Origin of the sequence: Xanthomonas melonis (assembly GCF_020783655.1) — a bacterium.
GTDB lineage: Bacteria > Pseudomonadota > Gammaproteobacteria > Xanthomonadales > Xanthomonadaceae > Xanthomonas > Xanthomonas melonis.
Genome location: NZ_JAJGQH010000007.1, coordinates 47,763 through 69,957, shown reverse-complemented (window position 1 = coordinate 69,957; position 22,195 = coordinate 47,763). Strand labels below are relative to the sequence as shown.

General features: G+C 65.3%; 18 protein-coding genes. 10 read left to right on the top strand and 8 right to left on the bottom strand.

The genetic code is table 11. The features are described from left to right. Positions 1-7 precede the first annotated feature (7 nt). The 4 genes from LL964_RS08460 to LL964_RS08445 form a co-directional block, all read right to left on the bottom strand. Entirely contained in the window at positions 8-2,461 is a 2,454-nt protein-coding gene (locus LL964_RS08460) for a family 20 glycosylhydrolase (protein ID WP_167395247.1), read from the bottom strand. A 413-nt stretch (positions 2,462-2,874) separates the two neighbouring features. Beyond that, positions 2,875-3,942, bottom strand: a complete 1,068-nt coding sequence (locus LL964_RS08455; protein ID WP_167395246.1) for a glycosyl hydrolase family 18 protein — start codon at positions 3,940-3,942, stop codon at positions 2,875-2,877. A gap of 3 nt (positions 3,943-3,945) precedes the next feature. Further along, positions 3,946-5,631 (bottom strand): alpha-L-fucosidase, encoded by a 1,686-nt coding sequence (locus tag LL964_RS08450; RefSeq protein WP_104586539.1) that lies wholly within the window; start codon positions 5,629-5,631, stop codon positions 3,946-3,948. Between the two features lie 208 nt (positions 5,632-5,839). Further along, positions 5,840-8,500: a TonB-dependent receptor gene (locus LL964_RS08445; RefSeq protein WP_104586538.1), complete on the bottom strand. Its 2,661-nt coding sequence runs from the start codon at positions 8,498-8,500 to the stop codon at positions 5,840-5,842. 697 nt (positions 8,501-9,197) lie between these two features. On the opposite strand from LL964_RS08445, the gene LL964_RS08440 reads away from it, so the two are divergent. Next, on the top strand, positions 9,198-10,214 hold the full coding sequence (locus LL964_RS08440; RefSeq protein WP_104586537.1) for a glucokinase family protein: 1,017 nt from the start codon (positions 9,198-9,200) through the stop codon (positions 10,212-10,214). A 202-nt stretch (positions 10,215-10,416) separates the two neighbouring features. On the opposite strand, the gene LL964_RS08435 is transcribed toward LL964_RS08440, so the two are convergent. Both LL964_RS08435 and bioA read right to left on the bottom strand, forming a co-directional pair. Next, positions 10,417-11,151 (bottom strand): 16S rRNA (uracil(1498)-N(3))-methyltransferase, encoded by a 735-nt coding sequence (locus tag LL964_RS08435; protein ID WP_104586536.1) that lies wholly within the window; start codon positions 11,149-11,151, stop codon positions 10,417-10,419. Further along, the gene (bioA, locus tag LL964_RS08430; protein ID WP_104586535.1) at positions 11,142-12,560 is read right to left on the bottom strand and encodes an adenosylmethionine--8-amino-7-oxononanoate transaminase; all 1,419 of its coding nucleotides are present in this window, start codon (positions 12,558-12,560) and stop codon (positions 11,142-11,144) included. Before bioA ends, LL964_RS08435 begins: the two co-directional genes overlap by 10 nt. A 41-nt stretch (positions 12,561-12,601) precedes the next feature. On the opposite strand from bioA, the gene nudE reads away from it, so the two are divergent. The 8 genes from nudE (at position 12,602) to gcvH (ending at position 18,654) form a co-directional block, all read left to right on the top strand. Then, positions 12,602-13,150 carry an ADP compounds hydrolase NudE gene (nudE, locus tag LL964_RS08425; RefSeq protein ID WP_167395245.1) on the top strand — a complete coding sequence of 183 codons (549 nt, stop codon included), beginning with the start codon at positions 12,602-12,604 and terminating at the stop codon, positions 13,148-13,150. After that, a complete protein-coding gene (gene cysQ, locus LL964_RS08420; RefSeq protein WP_104586533.1) occupies positions 13,147-13,947 on the top strand; it encodes a 3'(2'),5'-bisphosphate nucleotidase CysQ in 801 nt (266 codons plus the stop codon). The genes nudE and cysQ overlap by 4 nt, the downstream gene beginning before the upstream one ends. Before the next feature lie 169 nt (positions 13,948-14,116). After that, positions 14,117-14,968 (top strand): nucleoside triphosphate pyrophosphohydrolase, encoded by an 852-nt coding sequence (mazG, locus tag LL964_RS08415; RefSeq protein ID WP_104586532.1) that lies wholly within the window; start codon positions 14,117-14,119, stop codon positions 14,966-14,968. Next, the gene (locus tag LL964_RS08410; protein ID WP_104586531.1) at positions 14,965-15,300 is read left to right on the top strand and encodes a YnfA family protein; all 336 of its coding nucleotides are present in this window, start codon (positions 14,965-14,967) and stop codon (positions 15,298-15,300) included. The genes mazG and LL964_RS08410 overlap by 4 nt, the downstream gene beginning before the upstream one ends. 153 nt (positions 15,301-15,453) lie before the next feature. Continuing rightward, a complete protein-coding gene (locus LL964_RS08405) occupies positions 15,454-16,419 on the top strand; it encodes an SPFH domain-containing protein (RefSeq protein WP_104586530.1) in 966 nt (321 codons plus the stop codon). Between the two features lie 3 nt (positions 16,420-16,422). Continuing rightward, positions 16,423-16,857 carry an NfeD family protein gene (locus LL964_RS08400; protein WP_104586529.1) on the top strand — a complete coding sequence of 145 codons (435 nt, stop codon included), beginning with the start codon at positions 16,423-16,425 and terminating at the stop codon, positions 16,855-16,857. A gap of 152 nt (positions 16,858-17,009) precedes the next feature. Beyond that, the gene (gcvT, locus tag LL964_RS08395) at positions 17,010-18,119 is read left to right on the top strand and encodes a glycine cleavage system aminomethyltransferase GcvT (RefSeq protein ID WP_104586528.1); all 1,110 of its coding nucleotides are present in this window, start codon (positions 17,010-17,012) and stop codon (positions 18,117-18,119) included. 139 nt (positions 18,120-18,258) lie between these two features. After that, complete coding sequence (gene gcvH / locus LL964_RS08390; RefSeq protein ID WP_104586527.1) at positions 18,259-18,654, top strand: glycine cleavage system protein GcvH; 396 nt, start codon at positions 18,259-18,261, stop codon at positions 18,652-18,654. A gap of 438 nt (positions 18,655-19,092) precedes the next feature. On the opposite strand, the gene LL964_RS08385 is transcribed toward gcvH, so the two are convergent. Then, positions 19,093-19,506 (bottom strand): hypothetical protein, encoded by a 414-nt coding sequence (locus LL964_RS08385; RefSeq protein ID WP_167395244.1) that lies wholly within the window; start codon positions 19,504-19,506, stop codon positions 19,093-19,095. Positions 19,507-19,654: 148 nt separating this feature from the next. Here LL964_RS08385 and LL964_RS08380 point away from each other — a divergent pair, with 148 nt between their 5' ends. Further along, positions 19,655-20,107, top strand: a complete 453-nt coding sequence (locus LL964_RS08380) for a histidine biosynthesis protein HisIE (protein WP_104586525.1) — start codon at positions 19,655-19,657, stop codon at positions 20,105-20,107. Positions 20,108-20,530: 423 nt separating this feature from the next. Here LL964_RS08380 and LL964_RS08375 read toward each other — a convergent pair whose 3' ends face one another. Next, positions 20,531-21,910 (bottom strand): serine hydrolase domain-containing protein, encoded by a 1,380-nt coding sequence (locus tag LL964_RS08375; protein ID WP_104586524.1) that lies wholly within the window; start codon positions 21,908-21,910, stop codon positions 20,531-20,533. Positions 21,911-22,195: the final 285 nt, after the last annotated feature.

The following is a 22,195-nucleotide window of genomic DNA, read 5'->3' as shown; positions in this document are numbered from 1 at the left end:
GGAGGGATCAGCGCGTGGCGGCGGGGGGCGCCTGCGCGGTGGTTTCGATCAGTTGAACGGTACCGATGGCATACAACGGGCCACGGATCGGAGCGGTGAAGCGCAGGCACAGATCGTGGATGCCGGTGCGTGCAGGCAGTGGAGTTTCCAGCGTGAATTGTTCGCCCAGTGTCTCGCTGCGCGGCAACTGCACGCTGGCGATCAATTCGCCATCGCAGCCCTGACGCACTTCCAGCTCACCGCTGCGCGTCCGGGCCGGGTACTGGATCACTTTGGATTGCTCGTGGGCCAGGCCGAAGTTGTTCGGCAGACGTGCAGCCTCGATGCGGATGGCGCCAATGCCATCTAGGCGTGCCTGCGGATACAGCCGGCAGGCATGGAACAGGTCGACGTTGTAGACCGGCGTGTCGGCACTCGTCATCCCCGGCAGCAGCGGCAGGCGCAGGCCGAGCGCACCGCTCTGCACGCAATGGCGCAGCCCTTGCGTGTCCACACGCAACAGGCTGGCGCGGTCGAAGGTGCGGCTGCGCGTGGCGGCCAGTGGCGAGCCGTTGGCATCGAAGGCAGTAGCCTTGACCGTGGTCGGCAATCGGATCGTAAAGGGCGCCTGGTAACGCGGAGAGGTCGGTGTGGGGTCGCTACCGTCGACGGTGTAATGCAGTGCGCCTGCACCGGTCTGGGTGCTCAGCTCCACCTTGGCGGCGCCACCGCCGAGCACCGGATTGGGGCCGCCTTCCAGTGCGATCTCGGCAGCGAATGCGCCATCGCTGTAGGCGATGCCCAGCGCCTTGTAGCGCTGTAGCTGTGCCGGCATGCGCGCCAGGAAGCCGTCCCAGTTGCGTGCTGCCGGCGGCGACCAGGTCACTTCCGCCACCGCCGAAAGACGCGGGAACAGCGCGTGATCCACGTGCCATCGGGACGGAATGTATTCGGCCCACAACGCGCCTTGCGCGCCCAGCACGTGCCTGGCCTGGTCGGCGCTGAGCTCGGCCGGTACCGGGTCGAAGGCGTAGACCTTGGACAGCGGCAACACCGTCAGGCGACCGTTCGGTTCGTCGCTGCGCGTGGTCTGCAGGTTGTCCAGGTACAGCCAGTCGCCCGGCGCAAGCACCACGTCGTGGCCTTGTCTGGCCGCAGTCACCGCACCTTCGACGCCACGCCACGACATCACCGACGCGCTCGCCGGCACGCCGCCTTCGAGAATTTCGTCCCAGCCGATCATGCGCCGGCCGTGCGCGGTCAGGTAGGTCCCAAGCTGTGCGTTGAACCAGCCCTGCATGGCATGGGCATCCTTGACGCCCAGCTTGCGCATCTGCGCGCGCACCGCGGGCGAGGCCTCCCATTGATCCTTGACCGCCTCATCGCCACCGATATGGATGTACGTCGACGGGAACAAGGTCAGTACTTCATCCAGCACATGGGTGATGAAGCGCAGGCTGCGTTCGCTGGTGTTGAACAGATACGGGTTGACGCCCCAGTCCACGCCCACCTGCGTGCGTACGCCGGGCACGCCCACTTCTTCGGGATAGGCGGCAACCGCCGCCTGCGCATGCCCGGGCATGTCCAGCTCGGGCAGCACGGTGATGTGCAGGCGCGCCGCGTAGGCGACGATCTCGCTGATCTGTTCCTGGGTGTAGAAACCGCCGTAGCGCTCGGGCGTGCCATGCCGCCCCGCGCCGGGTGGAGTACGCCAGGCACCGACCTCGGTGAGCTTGGGGTAACGCTTGATCTCGATACGCCAGCCCTGGTCGTCGGTGAGATGCCAATGCAGCACGTTGAGCTTGTGCAAGGCCATCGCATCCAGCACATGCTTGACCGTCTCCACATCATGGAAATGACGCGCCACATCCAGATGCTGACCACGCCAGCCGAAGCGCGGCCAGTCGCGGATGCTGACGCCTTGCACCGTCACCGCGCCCTTGCCCGCATCGGCTGTCATCAACTGCCAGGTGCTGACCGCGCCATACAGCAGCCCGGCGCCGTCGCGCGCGCCGACGCGGATGCCCTTGGCGGTCACGTCCAGGCTGTAGCCCTCCTTCTGCGTCACCGGCGCCTGCGCATCGCGCTGCAGGCGGATGCTGGCCGGCGAGGCTGTGGCCTCGGCGCGCACTTCCAGGCTCAGCCCGCGGCTGCGCTTGAGCAGGCTTGCCAGATATTCGGCACTGCGCCGCGCATCGGCGTCGCCCGGCTCGATCGAAATCACCGTGCCGGCATCGATGGTGAAACTGCCGGCTGCCGGTTTCGCCTGAACCGGTGCGGGAATCAGCGGTAACGGTGCACTGGATGACGGCGCGGCCGCCGTGGCTCCTGCATCCGCCACGGCCGGTGCGGTGCCGGCTTCGCGTTTCCCGCAGCCGGCCAGCATCAATGCGGCAAGCGACAGGGCAAGCAGACGCGACGGCGACGCGCCCGATGAAGGCCACACGCGTGGGGTCGCCGCTGGCGTGCTCGGAAGAGGCATGCTGGAAGAACGCATGTCCGGTGATGACGAGTTCAGCCGCGGCACTCCCGACGATGGCGTGTGTGGAGCGCGGTTGGTATCGACCATCATGCAATCACATCCCGGTATGGCGGAGAGCGTGTTGCTGCGCCATCGCAGATGCGCAGCGGGGTAGGGCGGGCGCATCGCGTGTTGCTGCAACGCCTCAGATGCGGCCGATGCGACAACGCGACCCGGATTCAGGTGATGCGGCCGCCGTCCCGATGCAGTGTACGAGTGGCGCCCGAGGATTTCGAGCGTACGCCGCGGCCGTTGAAGCAGCCACGTGCTCGGCGATCCGCGCGTGTACATCGCCGCGCACAGTAGCAAAGCCGCGATGCTTTACGCAGGCACTGGCGCACGCTTCACTGCGTTGCGCCAGTCGGACATGTGGATCAGCGTTGCGCCACCGGCAATTCGTCCCATACCTTCGGGTCTTCCGCACCCAGCACCCAGCAGCTGAAACCTTCCAGGCCGTATTGTTTGGCCATGTCGTAACGCGCCTTGAAGCTGCGGGCGTCCGGGCGGAACACCCACTCGCGCATGTCGTCGCGATAGAAATAGAACCACGATTCCTGCTCCACCGGATCCCACTGCACGGTCGCGTTCTGTTCGATCGCCAGCGGGAAGGATTCATCGGCATCGATGTAGGTGGCCGAGATATTCGATGCCTCGGTGCCGTCTTCCTTCACCGGATTGCCGGTGTACCAGCGGTAGCCGTAGGTGGCGATGCCCAGCGACAGCTTCTCCTTGGGGACCTGGGTGATGGCGTAATCCAGGTGCTTCTTCATCCACACCATGCCATCCACCGGGCCCGGCGTGGTCCAGCGGGTGTGCTGGTCGTAAGTCATGATACTGATCAGGTCCGCGGCCTGGCCCAGTGCCTTCAGGTCGTATGCGCCGCGCCAGTATTCCCACATCCACTTGGAGAACTGGCCGCCTTCGGCATGGCCTGGCGCATTCGGCACCACCGCCACCGACATCTTGAAGCCTGCCTTGTGCAGTGCGTCGGCGGTCTGCTTGACCATCAAGGTGTAGGCATCGCGGTCGGTCCAGGCGATGTTTTCGAAATCGAACTGGAAGCCGTAGTACTTGTGCTGCTTGCCGTGGATCAGCAGCGATTCGATCATGCGCTTCTTGGCCGCCTCGTCGTGCATCAACTTGTGGAAGCCGTCGCGGCCGGTGGTCATCGACAGGATCGGCATCACCCGCAGCTTCTTCTGCTTGGCGATGTCGTACAGGTACATGTTGGGGGTGCCGTTGACCAGGCCATTCTGATCGACGCCGTACCAGGTCGGCACCACCACGTCGATCTTGTCGACGTTGGCGATGAACGAGTTGGTCGATTTCTGCGTGTTCATCAGATAGAACAACGCGGTGGGGTTCTTGGCCAGGGCCGGGGCGCAGGTCAATGCCAGCGCAAGTAACATCCAGCTCAATCGCTTGCTCATGAAAGACAACATCCGTCAGGGAGTGGGGGAAGAAAGGTCGATGCGGAACACATAGGCGCTCTCGCCGACCGGCTTGACCGGGAGCCGCAGATGCAGGCCATCGGCGCGTTGCTCGAACGGGATCTTCTTGCCGTTGGCCAGCAGGCTCACCGCGCGCACGCCATCGGCGGCGGTGAGCGAGCGGATCACCGCCTCGCCATTGCTCGGCCAGCCGAGCGCGATCGCGTACAGCGCGCCGTCGCGGGTAGTGAAGCGGAAATCCTCGGCCGTGTACGGCTTGGTCTTGATGTCCTGGAAGGTGCCGCCCACCACCTCGGTGGGGCCTTCGCCATAGACGCGCCACGGTTTGCTGTCGTAGATCGCGCCGCCGTTGGTCTTGAGCCAACGCCCGATCGCCAGCAGGATGCCGCGCTCGGTATCCGGGATCGAGCCGTCGGCGCGCGGGCCGATGTTGAGCATCAGGTTGCCGTTCTTGGCCACCACGTCGGCCAGCATATGGATGATGAAGGTGGGCGACTTGTAGGTATCGTTCTCGATGTAACCCCACGAGGCATTGCTCACCGAGGTGTCGGTCTGCCAATGCGTGGGGTGGATGCCGGTCAGCTGGCCGCGCTCGATATCCAGCGTGCCGGCGCCTTCGGGAAACGCGCCCAATTTGTAGTTCACCACCACGCCACGGTCGGCTTCGCTGCGCGCCGCGCCCTGGTTGTAGTAGTAGGCCAGCATCGTCGGCAGGCTGCGCCGGAAGGTGGGGTGGGCGATCCACCAATCGAAATAGATCAGGTCCGGTTGATAGGTGTCGATCAACTCGGTGGTGCGCGCCAGCCAATCGTCCAGCCATGCCTGCGATACCGGCGTCCAGTCGTTGGCCACATCGCCATCGTCCTTGCCCGGCAGGCGCACCTGCGCAGGGCCATAGAGCGCCGCATAGCGCGGGTCGTTGACGTCGGAATCGAACTTGCGTCCGCCGTCGAAGAACCAGTTGTGTTCGGCGCGGTGCGATGACAGGCCGAAGTGCAGCCCTTGCGCGCGAATGGCGGTGGACAACTCGCCGAGCAGGTCGCGCTTGGGCCCCATCTTCATCGCGGTCCAGTCCGACAACTTGGAGTCGTACAGTGCGAAGCCGTCATGGTGTTCGGCCACCGGCACCACATAGCGCGCCCCGGATTCGCGGAACAGCTTGGCCCAGCCCTTGGGGTCGAACTTGGGCGCGGTGAATCTGGGGATCAGATCCTTGTAGCCGAAGCTCGACTGCGGGCCATAGGTAGCCACGTGATGAGCGAATTCCTTGGAACCTTCCAGATACATGTTGCGCGAATACCATTCGCTGCCAAATGCAGGGACCGAGAACACGCCCCAATGGATGAAGATGCCGAACTTGGCGTTGTCGTACCACGCCGGCGATCGATACGCCTTCAGCGCAGCCCAGTCGGGGCGGAACGGTCCTTTGCGTGCGCCGGCTTCGGCTTCGCGCACCAGACGCTCGCGCTCGGGCGCATAGGCGGCGGTGGCATCGAGCCACTGCTGGTCGATCGCCTCGGGGCCGAGCGTGGTAGCGGTGGGTGCGGTAGGCGATTGCGCCGCGCTCAGATGGAACGCTGGCGCTGCGAGCAGCAGACCGAGCGCGAGCATTCGCGTTCTGGGTGCAGCTCCGGCGTGGCGGCGGGATGGAGCCACGAATACGCGGCTATCGGTCGTCATGGGAACTGCACTCCTGTCGAGCAAGACGCGCCGGCGATGCTGCAGCCGTGCGTGGATGGCAAAAGCGGGCCTGGCCATGCTCCCTCGGACGCGAAGGGGCGTGGCCAGCACCACTCCTTGGTACAACATCGAGCGGTGCACTGCATGCAACACACCGCTCAAAAAAAAGCGCGCCACCGTGGAGGGTCGGTGGCGCGCCGGTGCTACATCAGAACTTGAAGTTCAGCTGGGCCTGGTAGCCGCGGCCGTTCTTGTAGAACGCCGTGGGCGCTGCCCGGGTGTTGCTGAAGAGACGGTAGGTCGAATCCAGCAGGTTGGTCGCGCCAAAGGTGATGCCCATGTAGTCGGTGATCTGATACGAGGCAGTCAGGTCCAGCTGCTTGTAGCTGTCGGCGAAATCCTGCGAGGCGAGGCGGCCGATCTGGGTGAAGTACTTGGAGCGGTAGCTGTAGTTGACGCGCACCATCCAGTCGCCATGTTCCCAGTAGGGAATGATGTTGTAGGTGTCGCGCGACAGGTAGGGCAGATTCAGACCGGAGCTGGAATCGGATTCGGCGAAGGTGTAGTTCGCCTGCACGCCAAAGCCCAGACCCAGCGATTGCTGGTAGTTCACCGCCACGCCCTTGACCTTGGCGTCGGAGACATTCACCGGGGTGGTCACCTGGTAGATGCCGGCCACCGCGGGCGGCGCCGGATTCAGCTGCTGGCTGACCGTGGTGTTGACGATGTAGGAACTGATGTCGCGGTAGAAGACTTCACCGGACAGCATGCTGGACGGCGCGAAATACCATTCTGCCGCAAGGTCGTAGTTGGTGGATTCGTACGGCTTCAGGTCGGGGTTGCCACCGTTGGCGGTCAGGTTGCCGTTGCCGCTGTTGATGGTGAACGAGCCGGCCAGATCGGCGTAACGCGGACGCGCGATGACCTTGGCTGCCGAAAAGCGCAGCACGGCATCGTCGGTGATGTCGTAGGCGATGTTGAAGCTGGGCAGCGCCTTGCGATAGTCGTTGGTTTCGGCCACGCGATTGAAGGTCGCGCCGCCATCCTGGCTCTGCCAGAACTCGGACTTGTCGGTGGTATCGATCAAACGCACGCCGACGTTACCGCGCCACTGGCCCGACTCGAAGTTCAACTGCGTATAGACGTTCTGGGTGATTTCCTTGACGTCGAACGAAGAGCCGAAATCGGTGCGGTACGGTCCCTGCGGCTGTGCGAGCAGATAACGACGCACGGCCTCCAGGTTTGCGGTCGGCCAGGTGGTGAGGTCGCCGCTGGCGCCCAAACCATCGTACAGGCCGCTCGGCGTGGTGCCCGGGTTGAACTGCGTCAGCGACACCGGGTCGGTGGTATTGATGCGGTTGCCGCGAGCGTTCACGCCGTTGTTGTGGTTGATGTACTTGTAACCGAACAGCAGTTTGGTGAATGGTCCCCACGCCAGATCACGCGCCGCATCCCATTGGAAATACTTCTCTTCGTCCGTGCTCTTCTGGTAGAAGATGCCGCCCGCCTGCATGGTGCTGGGATCCTGCGAGCCGGCCGGCTGGCCGGCCGGCGAACCCGGAAGCGTCCAGTTGGAGGCACCGCCGTTGTCGTAATTGACGGCGGTGTTGCGGCCGTCGAAGGCGTAGTTGTAGCCGCCGTCCTGCATCAGGAACTTCATCAGGTATTCGGGGTTCTTGCCGCCGGTGGCCTTGGTGTCGCCCACCTGCGTGGTGAACACCCACTTCTCGCCCGACCAGTCGTGACGCAGGTTCAGACTCTTGGTGGTGACGGTGCTCTCGCGGTAATTGGCGTCCAGCTGCGCGTACGGCTGGCCGGCTGCGCCGTCGCTGATCGTGGCCGAGGTGACGATGCCGCCCTGCACGTTTGCCTGGGTGATCTTGCGCATGTCGTCGTTACAGGCCGGGCAGACATAACGCGACTGGCTGAAGTTGTTGTACTTGCCCTTGATGTACAGGCCGGTCAGGTTGAACTCGTTCTGCTCGTCGGGCTTCCACTGCAACGCACCCTGCACGCCGCTGCGTTCGCGGGTCTGCTGGAAGAATGCGCTATTGATGCCGGCCGGCACGCGCGCGGTGGCCACATTGCTGCCGTCGCCGGTGATGGTGGCGGTCGGCGGAATGTTGGCGCCGGTGGTGTAGCCGAAGTACTCGATACCCGCGCGCGCCAGATCCTGCTTGTCGTGCGTGGCGGAGATCAACGCGCCGAAGGTTTCATCATCGTTCTTCCAGCTCCACAGCGCCGAGCCGCGCGGATTGCCTTCTTCCGAGCGATCGTTGTAGTTGTAGCCGATCGAGCCGCGGATGGTGTTCTTGGGCAGGTCCAGCGGCTTGCGGGTGTGCACGATCACGGTGCCGCCGATCGAGCCTTCGTCGATGCGCGCTTCCGGTGTCTTGTAGACCTCCATCAGGCCGATGATTTCCGGCGACAGCAGGGTGTAGTTGAAGGTGCGGCCGCTGGTGTCGGTCGGGTTGCCGCCCCAGTCGCCGGAGGCGATGGTCTGGCCATTGAGCAGCACGCGGTTCAAGGCCGGATCGGTGCCGTTGATGCTGACCTTTTCGCCTTCGCCGAACTGACGGTCGACACTGATGCCAGGCAGGTGCGAGAGCGACTCGGCCGCATTGATGTCGGGGAACTTGCCGATGTCCTCGGCGCTGATCGCGTCGACGATGGAGTTGGCCGAGCGCTTGACCGCCTGGCTCTTCTCCAGCGACGCGCGGTAGCCGGTGACGGTGATGGTGTCCAGCTCGGTGGTGGCCGACGGCGCGCTGGCCGGGGCTTGTTGTTCTTGTCCGGCAGCCATCGCAGAGCCGGAACAGTACAGAGCGGCGGTGATGCAGAGTGCTAACGTCGTGGTGCGGCTGTGCATGGCTAAACCTCGTTGGTTAGTGCTGTGAACGCGTCGCCTGCAGGAGGCGTCACGCGCTCGGCGTGGCCGGCAAAACAACACGCCCTGACCGATCGCGATGATCGAGCGCCGCATCCGCAGGTGCGGCAGGTCGCGTCGATTCGCGTGGTAGAGGAGGTGTCCCCCGTGTGGTGAAGCGGTGGAGCGAATGCGACATCAGCGAGTCGAACGTCCGATGACGCACTCCTCACGAATCTGGAACCGGCAGGCGAGGGAAGAGCCGTTCTTCAGTACCGAACAGTCCATGGCCCCTCCTGCCAGAACCCCGATTTGGATCGAGTCTCGCGTAGCGCTGACAGCGTTGTCAACACATCGTCACAGATCTCTGAAGCGGCTGCGATTGCGTTGCAATGCAGCATTTTTCCGGCGCGATCGCGGCAGATTGCGGTTCGCGACGCCGAGCCGTGCCCGAGTTTCCCGCCCGCGATTGGCGATTTCGATCGCGTTGCGGCAATTTCGATTGCTACAGTCCGGTTTTGTGCAGAGATCGGCGTGTTGGGCGTAGTTTTTTCATGGATGATGAGAAGGAACGCCGCAGCGCACTGATCGGGGTCGCTACGGTTGCGTTACGAAACAATTGCTGACAACGTTGTCTACCCGCTACCGTTCGTCGGACACGGGGATGATCTCGGCCCGTTGCTACTGATCAGGAGAATGCGTGAGCGCAAGCAGTCCAATGGAAGCGGTGGCCTTTTCGCGCCCCGACACCTTCGTTGCCGCGGACGTGGGAGGAACGCACGTGCGCCTGGCGTTGGTCTGCGAGAGTCCCGATGCGCGCAAGCCGGTGACGGTGTTGGACTACCGCAAGTATCGCTGTGCCGATTATCCGGGCCTTGCCGAGATCATGTCGGCGTTCTTTGCCGAAATGGGCTGCGCTCCGGTGCGGCGCGGGGTGATCGCAAGCGCCGGGTATGCGTTGGACGACGGCAGCGTGATCACTGCGAACCTGCCTTGGGCGCTGGCGCCCGAGCAGATCCGCCGGCAGCTCGGCATGCACGCACTGCATCTGGTCAACGATTTCGAAGCGGTCGCGTATGCGGCCAACTACATGGCTGGCAACCAGGTGCTGCAACTGTCGGGCCCCGCACAGGGCGCGTCTGGTCCGGCGCTGGTGCTGGGGCCGGGTACCGGCCTGGGTGCGGCGGTCTGGATTCCCAATGGCGCCAGCCCGGTCGTGCTGCCGACCGAAGCCGGCCACGCAGCGCTGGCCGCAGCCAGCGACCTGGAGGTGGCGCTGCTGCAGGAGCTGCGCCGCACGCGCACGCATGTGGGCACCGAGACGCTGCTGTCCGGGCCGGGTCTGTTGAATCTCTACACCGCGATGGCCACATTGCGCGATCGGCCGCCCATCCACGCCAGTCCTGCCGATGTCACCGCCGCGGCACTGGGCGGCAACGATGCGCTGGCGCACGATGCGCTGCAGGCCTTTTGCGGATTCATGGGCAGCGTGGTCGGCGACATGATGCTGTTGTATGGCATCCGGAGCGGTGTCTATCTGGCGGGCGGCTTCCTGCCGCAGATCGCAGACTTCATTGCCGCCAGCGATTTCGTCACCCGCCTGCTGGACAAGGGCGCGCTACGTCCGGCGCTTGCGCAGGTGCCGGTGCGCATCGTCGAGCACGGCCAGCTCGGTGTGATCGGCGCGGCCAGCTGGTTTCTACGTCACGGCCGCTGATCCGAGACCAAAGATCGCATCCGCTTCGTAGAAGCGGCCCTGATGGCGAGAGGCTTCAGCGGGAAACACTGGGAACTCGTTCGGAAGGGAAATCCCGTCGCGTCCGGGTGCGCTGCTACACCTGATCGCCGCTACCTTGCCTGTGGATCGTCCCACCCACGGGTCATCCATCCCATGCAATCCGTGCTGCCACGGCTGCGCCTCACAGATCCCCGAGCCGCGACTGCAATGCGGCGATCGCGGCCAACCCGGCAGTTTCGGTGCGCAGGATGCGCGGCCCCAGCTGCAGGCCACTGAAACCGGCCTCTGCGAGGATGGCCCGATCGCGTGGCGACCAGCCACCCTCCGGCCCGATCGCCACCACCACGGCTTGATCGCTGCCCGCAGCCAGCGTGCCCAGGCGATGTTCGCCCTGCGGATCCAGGGTCAGTCGGAGTGCCCGCGCGTCGCAGGCCTGCGACGCTTCCCGCAGGCCCAGCGGTGCTGCCAGCTCGGGGACGCGCGCGCGGCCGGACTGTTCGCATGCGGACACCACCACGCTGCGCCAATGCGCCACACGCTTTTCCAGGCGCGCCGCGTCGAGCTTGACCTCGGTGCGTTCGGCGTTGACCGGCACGATGGCCGCAACGCCTAGTTCGGTGGCCTTCTGCAGGATCAGGTCCATCTTCTCGCCACGCGCGATGCCCTGGATCAAGGTGATCCGCAGCGGCGATTCGTTGTCCAGCGGCTCGACACGCTCGACCAGCGCGCGCGCCTCGCGCTTGCCGGCCACGCTGATGCGCGCGTGGTAATCGTTGCCGTCGCCGTTGAAGAGTATGCAGGCATCGCCCTCGCGCAGCCGCAGCACACGCAGCAGGTGATTGGCGGACTCTTCGGGCAGGCTGACTTCCTGGTCGCACTGCAGCGGCAGCGCCACATGCGAGCGGGTCAGGCGCATGCGACGGCCTCCTCGATGGCGTGGCGGGTAGTGGCAGCCAGCAGCGCCAGTTGCGCCTCGTCCACGCAATACGGCGGCATCCAGTACAGCACATCGCCCAGTGGGCGCAGTACCACGCCGCGCGCCAGCGCCGCGCGATACGCCTTCAGCCCGACCCGCGCGGAAGCAGGGAAGGGCGTGCGCTTGTCGCCCCCACGGGTCAGTTCGAATGCCACGATCATGCCGGCCTGGCGCACGTCGGCCACCGCCGGGTGTTCGCCAATCTGCGCCGCGAGGCTAGCCATGTGGGCGGCAGTGTGCTGGTTGCGCGCGATCACGTCATCGTCAGCGAAGATCTGCAGGGTCGCCAATGCGGCCGCGCATGCGAGTGGATTGCCGGTGTAGCTGTGCGAATGCAGGAACGCGCGTTCGCGCGAATCGTCCAGGAACGCGTCGTACACCGCCTGCGTGGCCAGCACCGCCGCCAACGGCAGGAAGCCGCCGGTCAGGCCTTTGGACAGGCACAACAGATCGGGCATCACCCCGGCCTGCTCGCAGGCGAACAAGGTGCCGGTGCGGCCGAAGCCGGAGGCGATCTCGTCCGCAATCAGGAACGCGCCATGCGCGTCGCACAGTTCGCGTGCGCGACGCAGATAGGCCGGGTGATACATGCGCATGCCGCCGGCGCACTGCACGCGTGGCTCCAGGATCAGCGCGCAGATCTCGCCAGGCGAGCGTTCGAACACTGCCTGCAACGCATCGGCGGCCTGCAGCGCGTAGTCCTCTGCGCTCTGGCCGGGCTCGGCCAGGTAGGCATCGGGCGAGGACGCAAAGATCGATTCCAGCAGCAGCGGTGCGTAGACGCGTCGGTACAAGGGAATGTCGCCCACCGACAGCGCACCGATGGTTTCGCCGTGGTAGCCGTTCTCCAGCGCGATGAAACGCGTGCGGCGATGCTCGCCACGGTTGTGGAAGTAGTGGAAGGCCATCTTCAGCGCCACTTCCACCCCGGCCGAGCCGTTGTCGGCATAGAACACCTTGGACAACGGCGCGCGTCCGCTCTGGCGCGGCGCGATGGCCAGCAGCCGCTCGGCCAGTTGCACCGCCGGCGCATGGGTGAAGCCGGCCAGCATCACCTGCTCCAGCGTTCCCGCCTGCTGCGCGATGGCCGCGCCGATACGTGGCTCGGCATGGCCGAACAGGTTGGTCCACCAGCTGCTGACCGCATCCAGATAGCGGCGGCCGTCGTGGCCGATCAGCCAGGCGCCCTCGCCACCGGCGATCGGCACCAGCGGAAGCGTGTGCGGGTGCTCGCGCATCTGCGTGCATGGGTGCCACAGCACCGCGAGATCGCGTTGTCGCCAATGATCGGCAGCTTCGGAGGCTGCCGGGTCTGCTAGGATTTCGGGCTCATGAACATGTCGATGCATCCGCCTATTCTATCGGCCCGCTCCGCGGCTGCGTGCCGCGCATGAGCCCGCGCCTGCCGACCATCCACAAGACCACCGATCTGGGCGAAGGGCCGTTCCGTCGCCAGCAGTTGGATCTGGAGTTTTCCAACGGGCAGCGCCGCATCTACGAACGCCAGCTCAGCCAGGGCCATGGCGCGGTGGTGGTGGTGCCGATGCTCGATGCGGCCACCGTGCTGTTGGTACGCGAATACGCCGCCGGGGTTCACCGCTACGAGCTGGGCCTGGTCAAGGGCCGCATCGATGCCGGCGAGACGCCGGAGCAGGCCGCCGATCGCGAGCTCAAGGAAGAGGCCGGCTACGGCGCGCGCCAGGTGCAGGTGCTGCGCGCGATGACGCTCGCTCCTACTTATATGAGTCACCAGTCGTGGCTGGTGCTGGCGCGCGACCTCTATCCCGAGCGCCTGCCCGGCGACGAGCCGGAAGAGATGGAGGTGATCCCCTGGCCGCTGGCACGCCTGGACGAGCTGATGCTGCGCGAGGATTTCTCCGAAGGTCGTTCGCTGGCGGCGCTGTTCATCGCGCGCGAGTGGCTGGAGCGTCATCCATGATCCGCATTCCGATGGAGTTGCGCGAAACCGTGATCGCCATCGCCCGCCAGGCCGGCGACGCCATCATGCAGGTGTACGCACAGGATTTCGCGGTCCAGATCAAGGACGACGCCAGCCCGCTGACCCAGGCCGATCTGGCCGCCAACCGCGTCATCGTCGAAGGGTTGCGCCGCATCACGCCGGACGTGCCGGTGCTGTCGGAGGAATCGGCACATGTGGCGTGGTCTGAGCGTCAGTTCTGGACCAGCTACTGGCTGGTCGATCCGCTGGACGGCACCCGCGAATTCGTCAAGCGCAATGGCGAATTCAGCGTCAACATCGCGCTGATCCATATGGGCGCACCGGTGCTGGGCGTGGTGCAGGCACCGGTCGATGGCCGGGTCTGGTATGCCGCGCGCGGCGAGAATGCCTATCGCCGCGACGGCGATCGCGACGAGATGCTGCAGACGCGCACGCCAGCGGCCACGCCGTTGCGCGTGGCCGCCAGCCGCTCGCACCGCGATGCGCGCACTGCGGCGGCGCTGGAGCGCATGGGGCAGATCGATCTGGTGGCGCAGGGCTCGTCGTTGAAGTTCTGCCGCATCGCCGAAGGCGACCTGGATGTGTACCCGCGCTTCGGCCCTACCTCCGAATGGGATACCGCGGCCGGCCAATGCGTGCTGCATGCCGCCGGTGGCATGCTGCTCGCCGGTCATACCGGCAAGCCGTTCCGCTACAACCGCCGCGAGACCTTGCTCAATGGCGACTTCATCGCACTGGGCGACCCCAACCTGCCCTGGCGCGACTGGCTGGCCTGATCCTGTGCTGCCGTGGGCACCCCGCGGCAGATGCACGGAGCACGCATCGGCTGACCGCTACACTGCGCACGCTTCCGGCGCAGCATCGGCTGCTGCAGGTCACCGCGCATCGCGCCCTGTCGGCGCTTCCCGTCGGGCGCCCTCCACTCGCATCCTTCAGGAATCCCGCATGTCCCACGCTCCCGCCACTGGCGATATCCAAGGCCTGCTGCAGCTGATGGCGCGCCTGCGCGACCGCGAGCACGGATGTCCCTGGGATGTGGAGCAGACCTTCGCCAGCATCGCGCCGTACACCATCGAAGAGGCCTACGAAGTGGCCGATGCGATCGACCGCAACGACCTGCCGGGCCTGCGCGACGAACTGGGCGACCTGTTGCTGCAGGTGGTCTTCCACGCGCAGATGGCTGCCGAGCAGGGCGCGTTCGGATTTGCCGATGTGGTCGCCACGCTCAGCGACAAGCTGGTGCGCCGTCACCCCCACGTGTTCGCAGCGCAGGCGGCCGACGACGCGCAGGCAGTGAGCGCCAATTGGGAACAGATCAAGCGCGAGGAACGTCGTGCCGCCGGCCACCAGGACGACTCGGCGCTTGCCGGCATCGCCCGTGGTCTGCCGGAGTGGCAGCGCTCCACCAAGCTGCAGGCGCGCGCGGCGCGGGTCGGTTTCGATTGGCCCGGCCCGGCGCCGGTCCTGGAAAAACTGCAGGAGGAAATCGAGGAGCTGCGGGTGGAATTCGCGCGCGGCCCGGTCGCCGACAATCGGGCGCGCCTGGAAGACGAACTCGGCGACGTGCTGTTCGTCTGCGCCAATCTGGCGCGCCACGCCAAGGTGGACGTGGGCGCGGCGTTGCGACACGCCAACCTGAAGTTCGAACGCCGCTTCCGCGCGATGGAGACGCGCGCACATGCACAGGGAACCTCGCTGGACGCGTTGTCGTTGCAGGCGCAGGAAGCGCTGTGGCAACAGGTCAAGCACGAGGAAGCGGCCGCGGCGGCGTCCATCGATGTCATGGTCGGCCAATGAGCTCCGCGCCGGGCACGCTGGGGTTGTTCCTGGCAACTGCCGTGGCGGAGCTGGTCGGCTGCTACCTTCCTTATCTCTGGCTGCGCAAAGGCGGCAGTGCGTGGTTGCTGCTGCCGACCGCTTTGAGCCTTGCCCTGTTCGTGTGGCTGTTGAGCCTGCATCCCACCGCCAGCGGGCGGACCTATGCAGCTTACGGTGGGGTCTACATCGCCAGCGCGTTGCTGTGGCTGTGGTGGGTGGACCGCATCACGCCCACGCGCTGGGATCTGCTCGGTGCAGGCTGCTGTCTGCTGGGCATGGCCATCATCATGTTCGCGCCGCGCAACGTCTGAGCCGGCGTGGGTCCCGATGGCCCCCAGGTCCGCGCCGATGAGGCTGGAGCGCAGCCCCGTGCCACATCGGCTGCCTGCTTCTGCCATTGGAGATGTGTGCTGCCGGTGCATACTCCGCCCCAGGATCGACTCGTCATTGCAAAGGGGCTGCACATGTTTCCAACTTCGTTTCTGGCCATGGCCGTACTGGTCGCCGGCGTGATCGTGCTGTTCAAGACCGTGCGCATGGTGCCGCAGGGATTTCAGTGGACCGTGGAGCGCTTCGGCCGCTACACCCACACCATGGGCCCGGGGCTGCACTTTCTGGTGCCGGTGGTCTACGGCGTGGGCCGCAAGATCAACATGATGGAACAGGTGCTGGATGTCCCCAGCCAGGATGTCATCACCAAGGACAACGCGGTGGTGCGCGTGGACGGGGTGGTGTTCTTCCAGGTGCTGGATGCGGCCAAGGCCGCCTATGAAGTCTCGAACCTGGAAATCGCCTCCATCGCCCTGGTGCAGACCAACATCCGCACGGTGATCGGATCGATGGATCTGGACGAATCGCTGAGCCAGCGCGAAACCATCAATGCCCAGTTGCTGAGCGTGGTCGACCAAGCCACCAACCCGTGGGGCATCAAGGTGACGCGGATCGAGATTCGCGACATCCAGCCCCCGCGCGACCTGATCGATTCGATGGCGCGGCAGATGAAAGCCGAGCGCGAGAAGCGCGCGCAGATCCTGGAAGCCGAAGGCTCGCGTCAGTCGGAGATCCTGCGTGCCGATGGCGAGAAGCAGGCTGCCGTGCTCGAGGCCGAGGGCCGCAAGGAAGCCGCCTTCCGCGACGCCGAGGCACGCGAGCGACTGGCCGAAGCCGAGGCCCGCGCCACCCAGGTGGTGTCCGATGCGATCGCCAACGGCAGCGTGCAGGCGATCAATTACTTCGTCGCCCAGAAGTATGTGGAAGCGTTCCAGGCGCTGGCCACCGCGCCCAACCAGAAGTTCGTGCTGATGCCGATGGAATCCAGCGGCATCATCGGTTCGATCGCCGGCATTGCCGATCTGGCGAAGGAAGCGTTGGCCAGGCCCGATGCCGCCGGCGTGCGCGTGCCGCCGATGCCGCCGCGCACGGGGGGCTGAGCCATGCGCTGGGACGTGGTGGTGTGGGCGGTGCTTGCGCTGTTACTGATCGCAGCGGAGACACTGGCGCCCGGCGCATTCCTGTTATGGATGGGCATTGCCGCAGCGGCGGTGTGCCTGCTCGTGCTCGCGCTACCCGGCACGTCGGTGCTGATGCAGATCGTGGCCTTCGTGCTGCTCAGCTTCGTGTCGGTGCAGATCTATCGCAGCTGGTTCCGCGGCAAGGGGCGGCAGAGCGACCGGCCCCTGCTCAATCGGCGGGCCGAACAACTGATCGGCCGTCGTGTGCTGCTCGATCAGCCCATCCACCACGGCCGTGGCCGTGCCAAGGTCGACGATGCGTTCTGGGTGGTCAGCGGTCCGGACCTGGCGGCGGGCCTGCCCGTGCGTATCGTCGGCGTGGATGGCATGACCTTGCTGGTGGAAGCCACTGATTAGCCGCCGCCCTTAGTCGCTGCGTTGCATGTTGCGGTGCGGTGCGGTGCGCCGGCGTCGGAGCAGGCGCCCGATCTTCGCCCTGCGTTCGCATGGCTTCACCGCAACTGCGGCCGGACGGCGATAATGGACGTCTTTCCCTTGGACCGGCGCTCATGACCCAGAAGACCATCCTCAACGACACCCATCGTGCGCTCGGCGCCAAGATGGTCGACTTCGGCGGGTGGGACATGCCGATCCACTATGGTTCGCAGATCGACGAACACCACCAGGTCCGCCGCGACGCCGGCATGTTCGACGTCAGCCACATGACCGTGGTCGACCTGCACGGTGCGCGGGTGCGCGAGTTCCTGCGCTACCTGCTCGCCAATTCGGTGGACAAGCTCAAGCTGGCCGGCAAGGCGCTTTACACCTGCATGCTCAACCCGCAGGGCGGCGTCATCGACGACCTCATCGTGTACTTCATGCGCGAGGACTTCTTCCGCCTGGTGGTCAATGCCGCCACGCGCGAAAAGGACCTGCAGTGGATCGGCGAGCAGGCCGCACGCTTCGACGTACGCGTGGAAGAGCGTGGCGACTTCGCCATGGTCGCGGTGCAGGGGCCGAACGCGCGCGCCAAGGTCATCGGCCTGCTGGACCCCGCCGGCACTGACGCCGCGAGCAAGCTCGGCCGCTTTGCCGCGTTGCAGACCCGCTCGCGCGATGGCATCGACCTGTTCCTGGCGCGCACCGGCTACACCGGCGAAGACGGTTTCGAAATCGTGTTGCCGCAGGACGCGGCGATCGCATTCTGGAATGCGTTGCTCGCGCAGGGCGTCAAGCCGGCAGGTCTGGGCGCGCGCGATACGCTGCGGCTGGAAGCAGGCATGAATCTGTATGGGCAGGACATGGACGACACGGTCAGTCCGTACGAGGCCGCGCTGGCATGGACGATCGCGCTGGACGAAGGGCGGCAGTTCATCGGTCGCGACGTGCTCGAATCGCAGAAGGCGCAGGGCGCGCCACGTCAGATGATCGGCGTGGTGATGGATGAGAAGGGCGTGCTGCGGCACGGCCAGACCGTGCTGACCGCCAGTGGCGAAGGCGAGATCCTGTCCGGCACGTTCTCGCCCACGTTGGGCAAGGCGATCGCTTTCGCACGCGTGCCGGCCGGCAGCATCGACGATCTGCGCGTGGACATCCGTGGCCGGCAGGTGCCATTGCGCGCGGTGAAGTTTCCATTCGTGCGCGAAGGCCAGGCGCAGCCCGGCGTGCTCGGCGAATGATCCCCGGCGATGCCGGCCGCAGCCGGCCGGCATCGTGCAACCGCGAGCAACACGGCCTTCGCGACGCGCGTGCACCTGCCTCATCGCGCGGTCTAAACTAACCGCCTGTCCCCAACCACCGTTTCCCCGGAGCACACCCATGAGCGAGATTCCTGGCGACCTCAAGTTCCTCAAATCCCACGAGTGGGCCCGCATCGAGAGCAACGGTCGTGTGACCGTGGGCATTTCCGATCACGCGCAGGGCCTGTTGGGCGACCTGGTCTACGTCGAATTGCCTGGTGTCGGCGATACCGTGCAGGCCGGCAACGGTGCTGCGGTCGTCGAGTCGGTCAAGGCGGCCTCCGACGTCTACAGCCCGGTCAGCGGTACCGTGGTCGAGGTCAACAGCGCGTTGGGCGACAAGCCGGAGACCATCAACGAAGACGCCTACGGCGAAGGCTGGATCTTCGTGGTGGAGATCGACGACAAGGACCAGCTTAACGATCTGCTGTCGCCGGACGACTACGCCGAGCTGCTCGAAGACGACGACCACTGATCCGGTTCCGTCTGCCGCGACACCCAGGCCGCTCTCCGAGCGGCCTTTTTTATGGAGAAGTACCGGTTCCCGGGCGGTGTCGGCCAAGTCGCATGTGTCGGCCGGCATACTTGGCCGGCATGCCAGGTGCGTCGTCGGTCGCCGATCGGCTGCGCGATGGCCCGGCAGTTGTCCGGAACGCTGCGCGCACTCGCCGCATCCTTCGATGCGATCGATCCGCAGCGGGCGACGGGTTTCCGGCGTGAGTCGTTCGTGAGGATGCAGCGTGCAGGCGGTGAACGCGTGCATGGCAGACAGGCGTCTCGGTGCCACGTTCGAGCGCGCGTCGCACGTCGTCGAGCGCGTGCATCGAGGCATGCAGAGCGATCGAGACGCGCGAGAAGTTTGCGCATTTCTGCTTGTGCGACGCCGGAAGCGCATGCGTCGCGAAAAATATTTTCAGCTGGCGGACAGGCGGTGGACGATCTCGATGCCTTCGTGGCGTTGCGGCGATCGGGTTGCTGTCGCTGCCGTTCGAATTCTTGATGCAATAAAAAAACAGCGAAAAAGAAGTGGTTTTCCGCAAGCACGGGCGCGCGCGTGCGCAGGCTGGTCGAGCGCATTGGGAGGTGCGCTCCGCGCCGATGGCCCTCCGATGCAGGACGTCGCGATGGCGGTCTGAAAAAAAAATGCAAAAGAGTGTTGACAGTAAAAAAAAGCGTGATTAGGTTTCGCCCAGCAGACATTGCTGCGAAAGAGAGTGAGCAGAATCGACATCGGGCCGACAAGCTTGTTCCAGACGTCCACCGAAGCGCCATCGACGGTGGAGTCGGGTTCGCTTCCCTCCAAAAAAAGCAGCACTGTTCCGACCATGCACCCGTGTCGTCGCTCGATGCGGGTGTTTCTGTATCCGTCCCGCCGTGCATTGCCTGCGGATGGTTCCCGACGACGGCATGCCGGCGCGGGGTTTGGTTCAACTGGGCGTTTCAACTCCATAGTTCACTGACGAGGAGCCAATTACATGGCCACTAAAAAAGCTGCGAAAAAGAAACCCACCGCCAAGAAGGCAGTGAAGAAGACCGCTGCCAAGAAGGCGACCAAGAAGGTCGCGAAGAAGGCAACCGCCAAGAAGGCAGTGAAGAAGACGGCAAAGAAGGCCGTCAAGAAGACTGCGAAGAAGGCAACCGCCAAGAAGGCAGTGAAGAAGACTGCGAAGAAGGCGACCAAGAAGACCGCCGCCAAGAAGGCAGTGAAGAAGACCGCCAAGAAGGCGACCAAGAAGACGGCTGCCAAGAAGGCAGTGAAGAAGAGCGCCAAGAAGGCAACGGCGAAGAAGGCGACCAAGAAGTCTGCCGTCAAGAAGTCCGCTGCCAAGAAGCCTGCTGCGAAGAAGGTCGCCAAGAAGAAGCCGGCCGCTCGCAAGAAGAAGGCCGCTCCGGTCGCGCTGCCTGCAACCCCGGCGCCGCTGATCTGATCCGCACCACCCGATCGCCGTAACCATCGAGCTCTCTCCCCGACGCCCAGCGGGGAGGGAGCTTTTTTATTGAACGTAGCGGTCGCATCACGCCGCAGAGGTCGAAGCTGCTACCTTCCTTCCCCCGCCTGCGGGGGAAGGTGCCCGAAGGGCGGATGGGGGCCTGTGCAACGGCATCGCCAGCCCATCAGCGCATCCATCCGCCCGATCGAGCGGAGGTGCTGCTCCATCCCTGCACCGCAGCTGCGCGGTGCCGCACCGCGCGCCCTTCGCGTCGTCCTGTCGCTGTAGCGTGGCAGGTGGCCTTCGACAATACCCGCGGCTGTTGCGTGCATGGCGCGCCCGGCAGAAACGACACAGGCGGCCGAAGCCGCCTGTATCTGCATGTGCGCCACGGGGCGCCGGTGACCGCGACCTACCGGGTCAGCGCGGCGAGGCCACCGACTTGCCGGACGAAGCGCCCTTGCCGGCCGGATCGGGTCGTTCGGCCAGCATGTTCTCGCTGCCGAAATCACCGTCTACATCGATGTCCAGCCAACGCTTCGCCGGCAGGCCGAGCGCGCGGTCCAGAATGGTCGGCAGCATGCCCGACGGCAAACCGCTTTCACCGTTCCACATGATGGCAACGCCGAGGTCGCGCTCGGGCAGCAGCGCGACCAGGCCGCGATAGCCCTGTACCGCACCGGCGTGGAAGATCACCTGATGGCCGGCATAGTCGAACACACGCCAGCCCAGCGCATAGCTGGCCGCGTCCACGCGTTCGTGCCGCCAGCCGGACCGCATTTCGCCGGGTGTGGATACCAGCGGCGCATGCAGGGTGGCGAGCAGTGGTGCAGGCAGCACATCGGTGCGATGGCCGGTATGCGCCAGCAGCCACTGCGCCATGTCGCTGGCGCTCGCATTGACGCCGGCGGCTGGAGCGAGGCGATAGTAGGTGGGCTTGGGTGTGAGCGACACCCAGCCGTTGCGGCTGCGCACATGCGGACGCGCCCAATGCGGGCTGGCCTGGATGCCGGCCAGCCCCATGCTCGCATCGTTCATGCCCAACGGCTTGAAGATGCGGCGTTCCACCGATTGTTCGTAAAAACTGCCGGAGGCGGCGAACACCACATCGCCGACCAGGCTGAAGGCGACGTTCTGATAGGCGTAGCAATCGCCCGGCGCGCAGCGCAGCGGCGCCGAGGCCAGCTTGTGGCTCAGCGAGTAATAGTCCGCGTTGGACTCGATGTCGCGATCGTAGGCATTGCGGGTCAGCCCCACACGATGGCTGAGCACTTCGGCCACGGTCAGCTGGCGGGTGGCCGCACCGTCGCTGAGCTGGAAGCCGGGCACGTAATCGACCACCTTGCTGTCCCAGCGCAGCACGCCGTCGTTGACCAGCAGGCCGGCCATGGTGCCGGCAAAGGCCTTGGACAGCGATGCCAGACGGAACACGGTATGGCCATCGACCGGCTGCGGACGATTGACGTCGGTAACACCGTAGCCGCGCGCACTGAGGACCTTGCCGCCCTGGACGATGGCCATCGCCATACCCGGTACACGGTTGCCATAGGTCAGCTGGTCGGCCATCGACTCGAACGCCGCCACATCGAAACCGGCGGCCGGTGCGAGCACGCTGCTGGCCGGCAGCGAGGCGCGGTATGCCAGCGGGGCAGTGGGCGACTGCGCGATGGTGGCCGGCTGCAATGCGGAAGCTGTGGGCGCAGGCGTCTGTGCCGTGGAAGAGAGGGCCAGTGGCAATAAAGCCCCGAGCAGCCCGATGGCCAACGGACGGAACCGTCGGCGCCTGCGCATTTGTGTCATGGTTGTCCCGCCTGTTCCACTGCCTTCGGCGATTCTAGCGCCGCACTTCGCAATAGCACAAACTGCCGGAAGATGAATGGGCATCGTATTGATCCTATTGACGATTTGGGTCCCGCAATCTGGTCTGTCCGCCCCCAGAGCTGGGGTCGGGCGCCGCCATGTGGGCATGCTGCAAGCCGCGTGCCGGGGAAAGCGGGGCAATGCTGTCGCACAGGGGGCAGTGTGTTGTTGACGATGCCCGCATCCGCTAACGTGCGCGCTTCCTCGTCAGGTGCCGCCGCTGCC

What these genes read in the sequence shown, in the direction of transcription:
- LL964_RS08400 (WP_104586529.1), top strand. Translation starts at nt 16,423, where the DNA reads ATGCGCTGGGACGTGGTGGTGTGGGCGGTGCTTGCGCTGTTACTGATC.
- mazG (WP_104586532.1), top strand. Translation starts at nt 14,117, where the DNA reads ATGTCCCACGCTCCCGCCACTGGCGATATCCAAGGCCTGCTGCAGCTG.
- LL964_RS08435 (WP_104586536.1), bottom strand. Translation starts at nt 11,151, where the DNA reads ATGCGCCTGACCCGCTCGCATGTGGCGCTGCCGCTGCAGTGCGACCAG.
- gcvH (WP_104586527.1), top strand. Translation starts at nt 18,259, where the DNA reads ATGAGCGAGATTCCTGGCGACCTCAAGTTCCTCAAATCCCACGAGTGG.
- LL964_RS08445 (WP_104586538.1), bottom strand. Translation starts at nt 8,500, where the DNA reads ATGCACAGCCGCACCACGACGTTAGCACTCTGCATCACCGCCGCTCTG.
- LL964_RS08450 (WP_104586539.1), bottom strand. Translation starts at nt 5,631, where the DNA reads ATGACGACCGATAGCCGCGTATTCGTGGCTCCATCCCGCCGCCACGCC.
- LL964_RS08375 (WP_104586524.1), bottom strand. Translation starts at nt 21,910, where the DNA reads ATGACACAAATGCGCAGGCGCCGACGGTTCCGTCCGTTGGCCATCGGG.
- LL964_RS08385 (WP_167395244.1), bottom strand. Translation starts at nt 19,506, where the DNA reads ATGGTCGGAACAGTGCTGCTTTTTTTGGAGGGAAGCGAACCCGACTCC.
- cysQ (WP_104586533.1), top strand. Translation starts at nt 13,147, where the DNA reads ATGATCCGCATTCCGATGGAGTTGCGCGAAACCGTGATCGCCATCGCC.
- LL964_RS08410 (WP_104586531.1), top strand. Translation starts at nt 14,965, where the DNA reads ATGAGCTCCGCGCCGGGCACGCTGGGGTTGTTCCTGGCAACTGCCGTG.
- LL964_RS08460 (WP_167395247.1), bottom strand. Translation starts at nt 2,461, where the DNA reads ATGCCTCTTCCGAGCACGCCAGCGGCGACCCCACGCGTGTGGCCTTCA.
- gcvT (WP_104586528.1), top strand. Translation starts at nt 17,010, where the DNA reads ATGACCCAGAAGACCATCCTCAACGACACCCATCGTGCGCTCGGCGCC.
- LL964_RS08455 (WP_167395246.1), bottom strand. Translation starts at nt 3,942, where the DNA reads ATGTTGTCTTTCATGAGCAAGCGATTGAGCTGGATGTTACTTGCGCTG.
- LL964_RS08405 (WP_104586530.1), top strand. Translation starts at nt 15,454, where the DNA reads ATGTTTCCAACTTCGTTTCTGGCCATGGCCGTACTGGTCGCCGGCGTG.
- nudE (WP_167395245.1), top strand. Translation starts at nt 12,602, where the DNA reads ATGAGCCCGCGCCTGCCGACCATCCACAAGACCACCGATCTGGGCGAA.
- bioA (WP_104586535.1), bottom strand. Translation starts at nt 12,560, where the DNA reads ATGCATCGACATGTTCATGAGCCCGAAATCCTAGCAGACCCGGCAGCC.
- LL964_RS08380 (WP_104586525.1), top strand. Translation starts at nt 19,655, where the DNA reads ATGGCCACTAAAAAAGCTGCGAAAAAGAAACCCACCGCCAAGAAGGCA.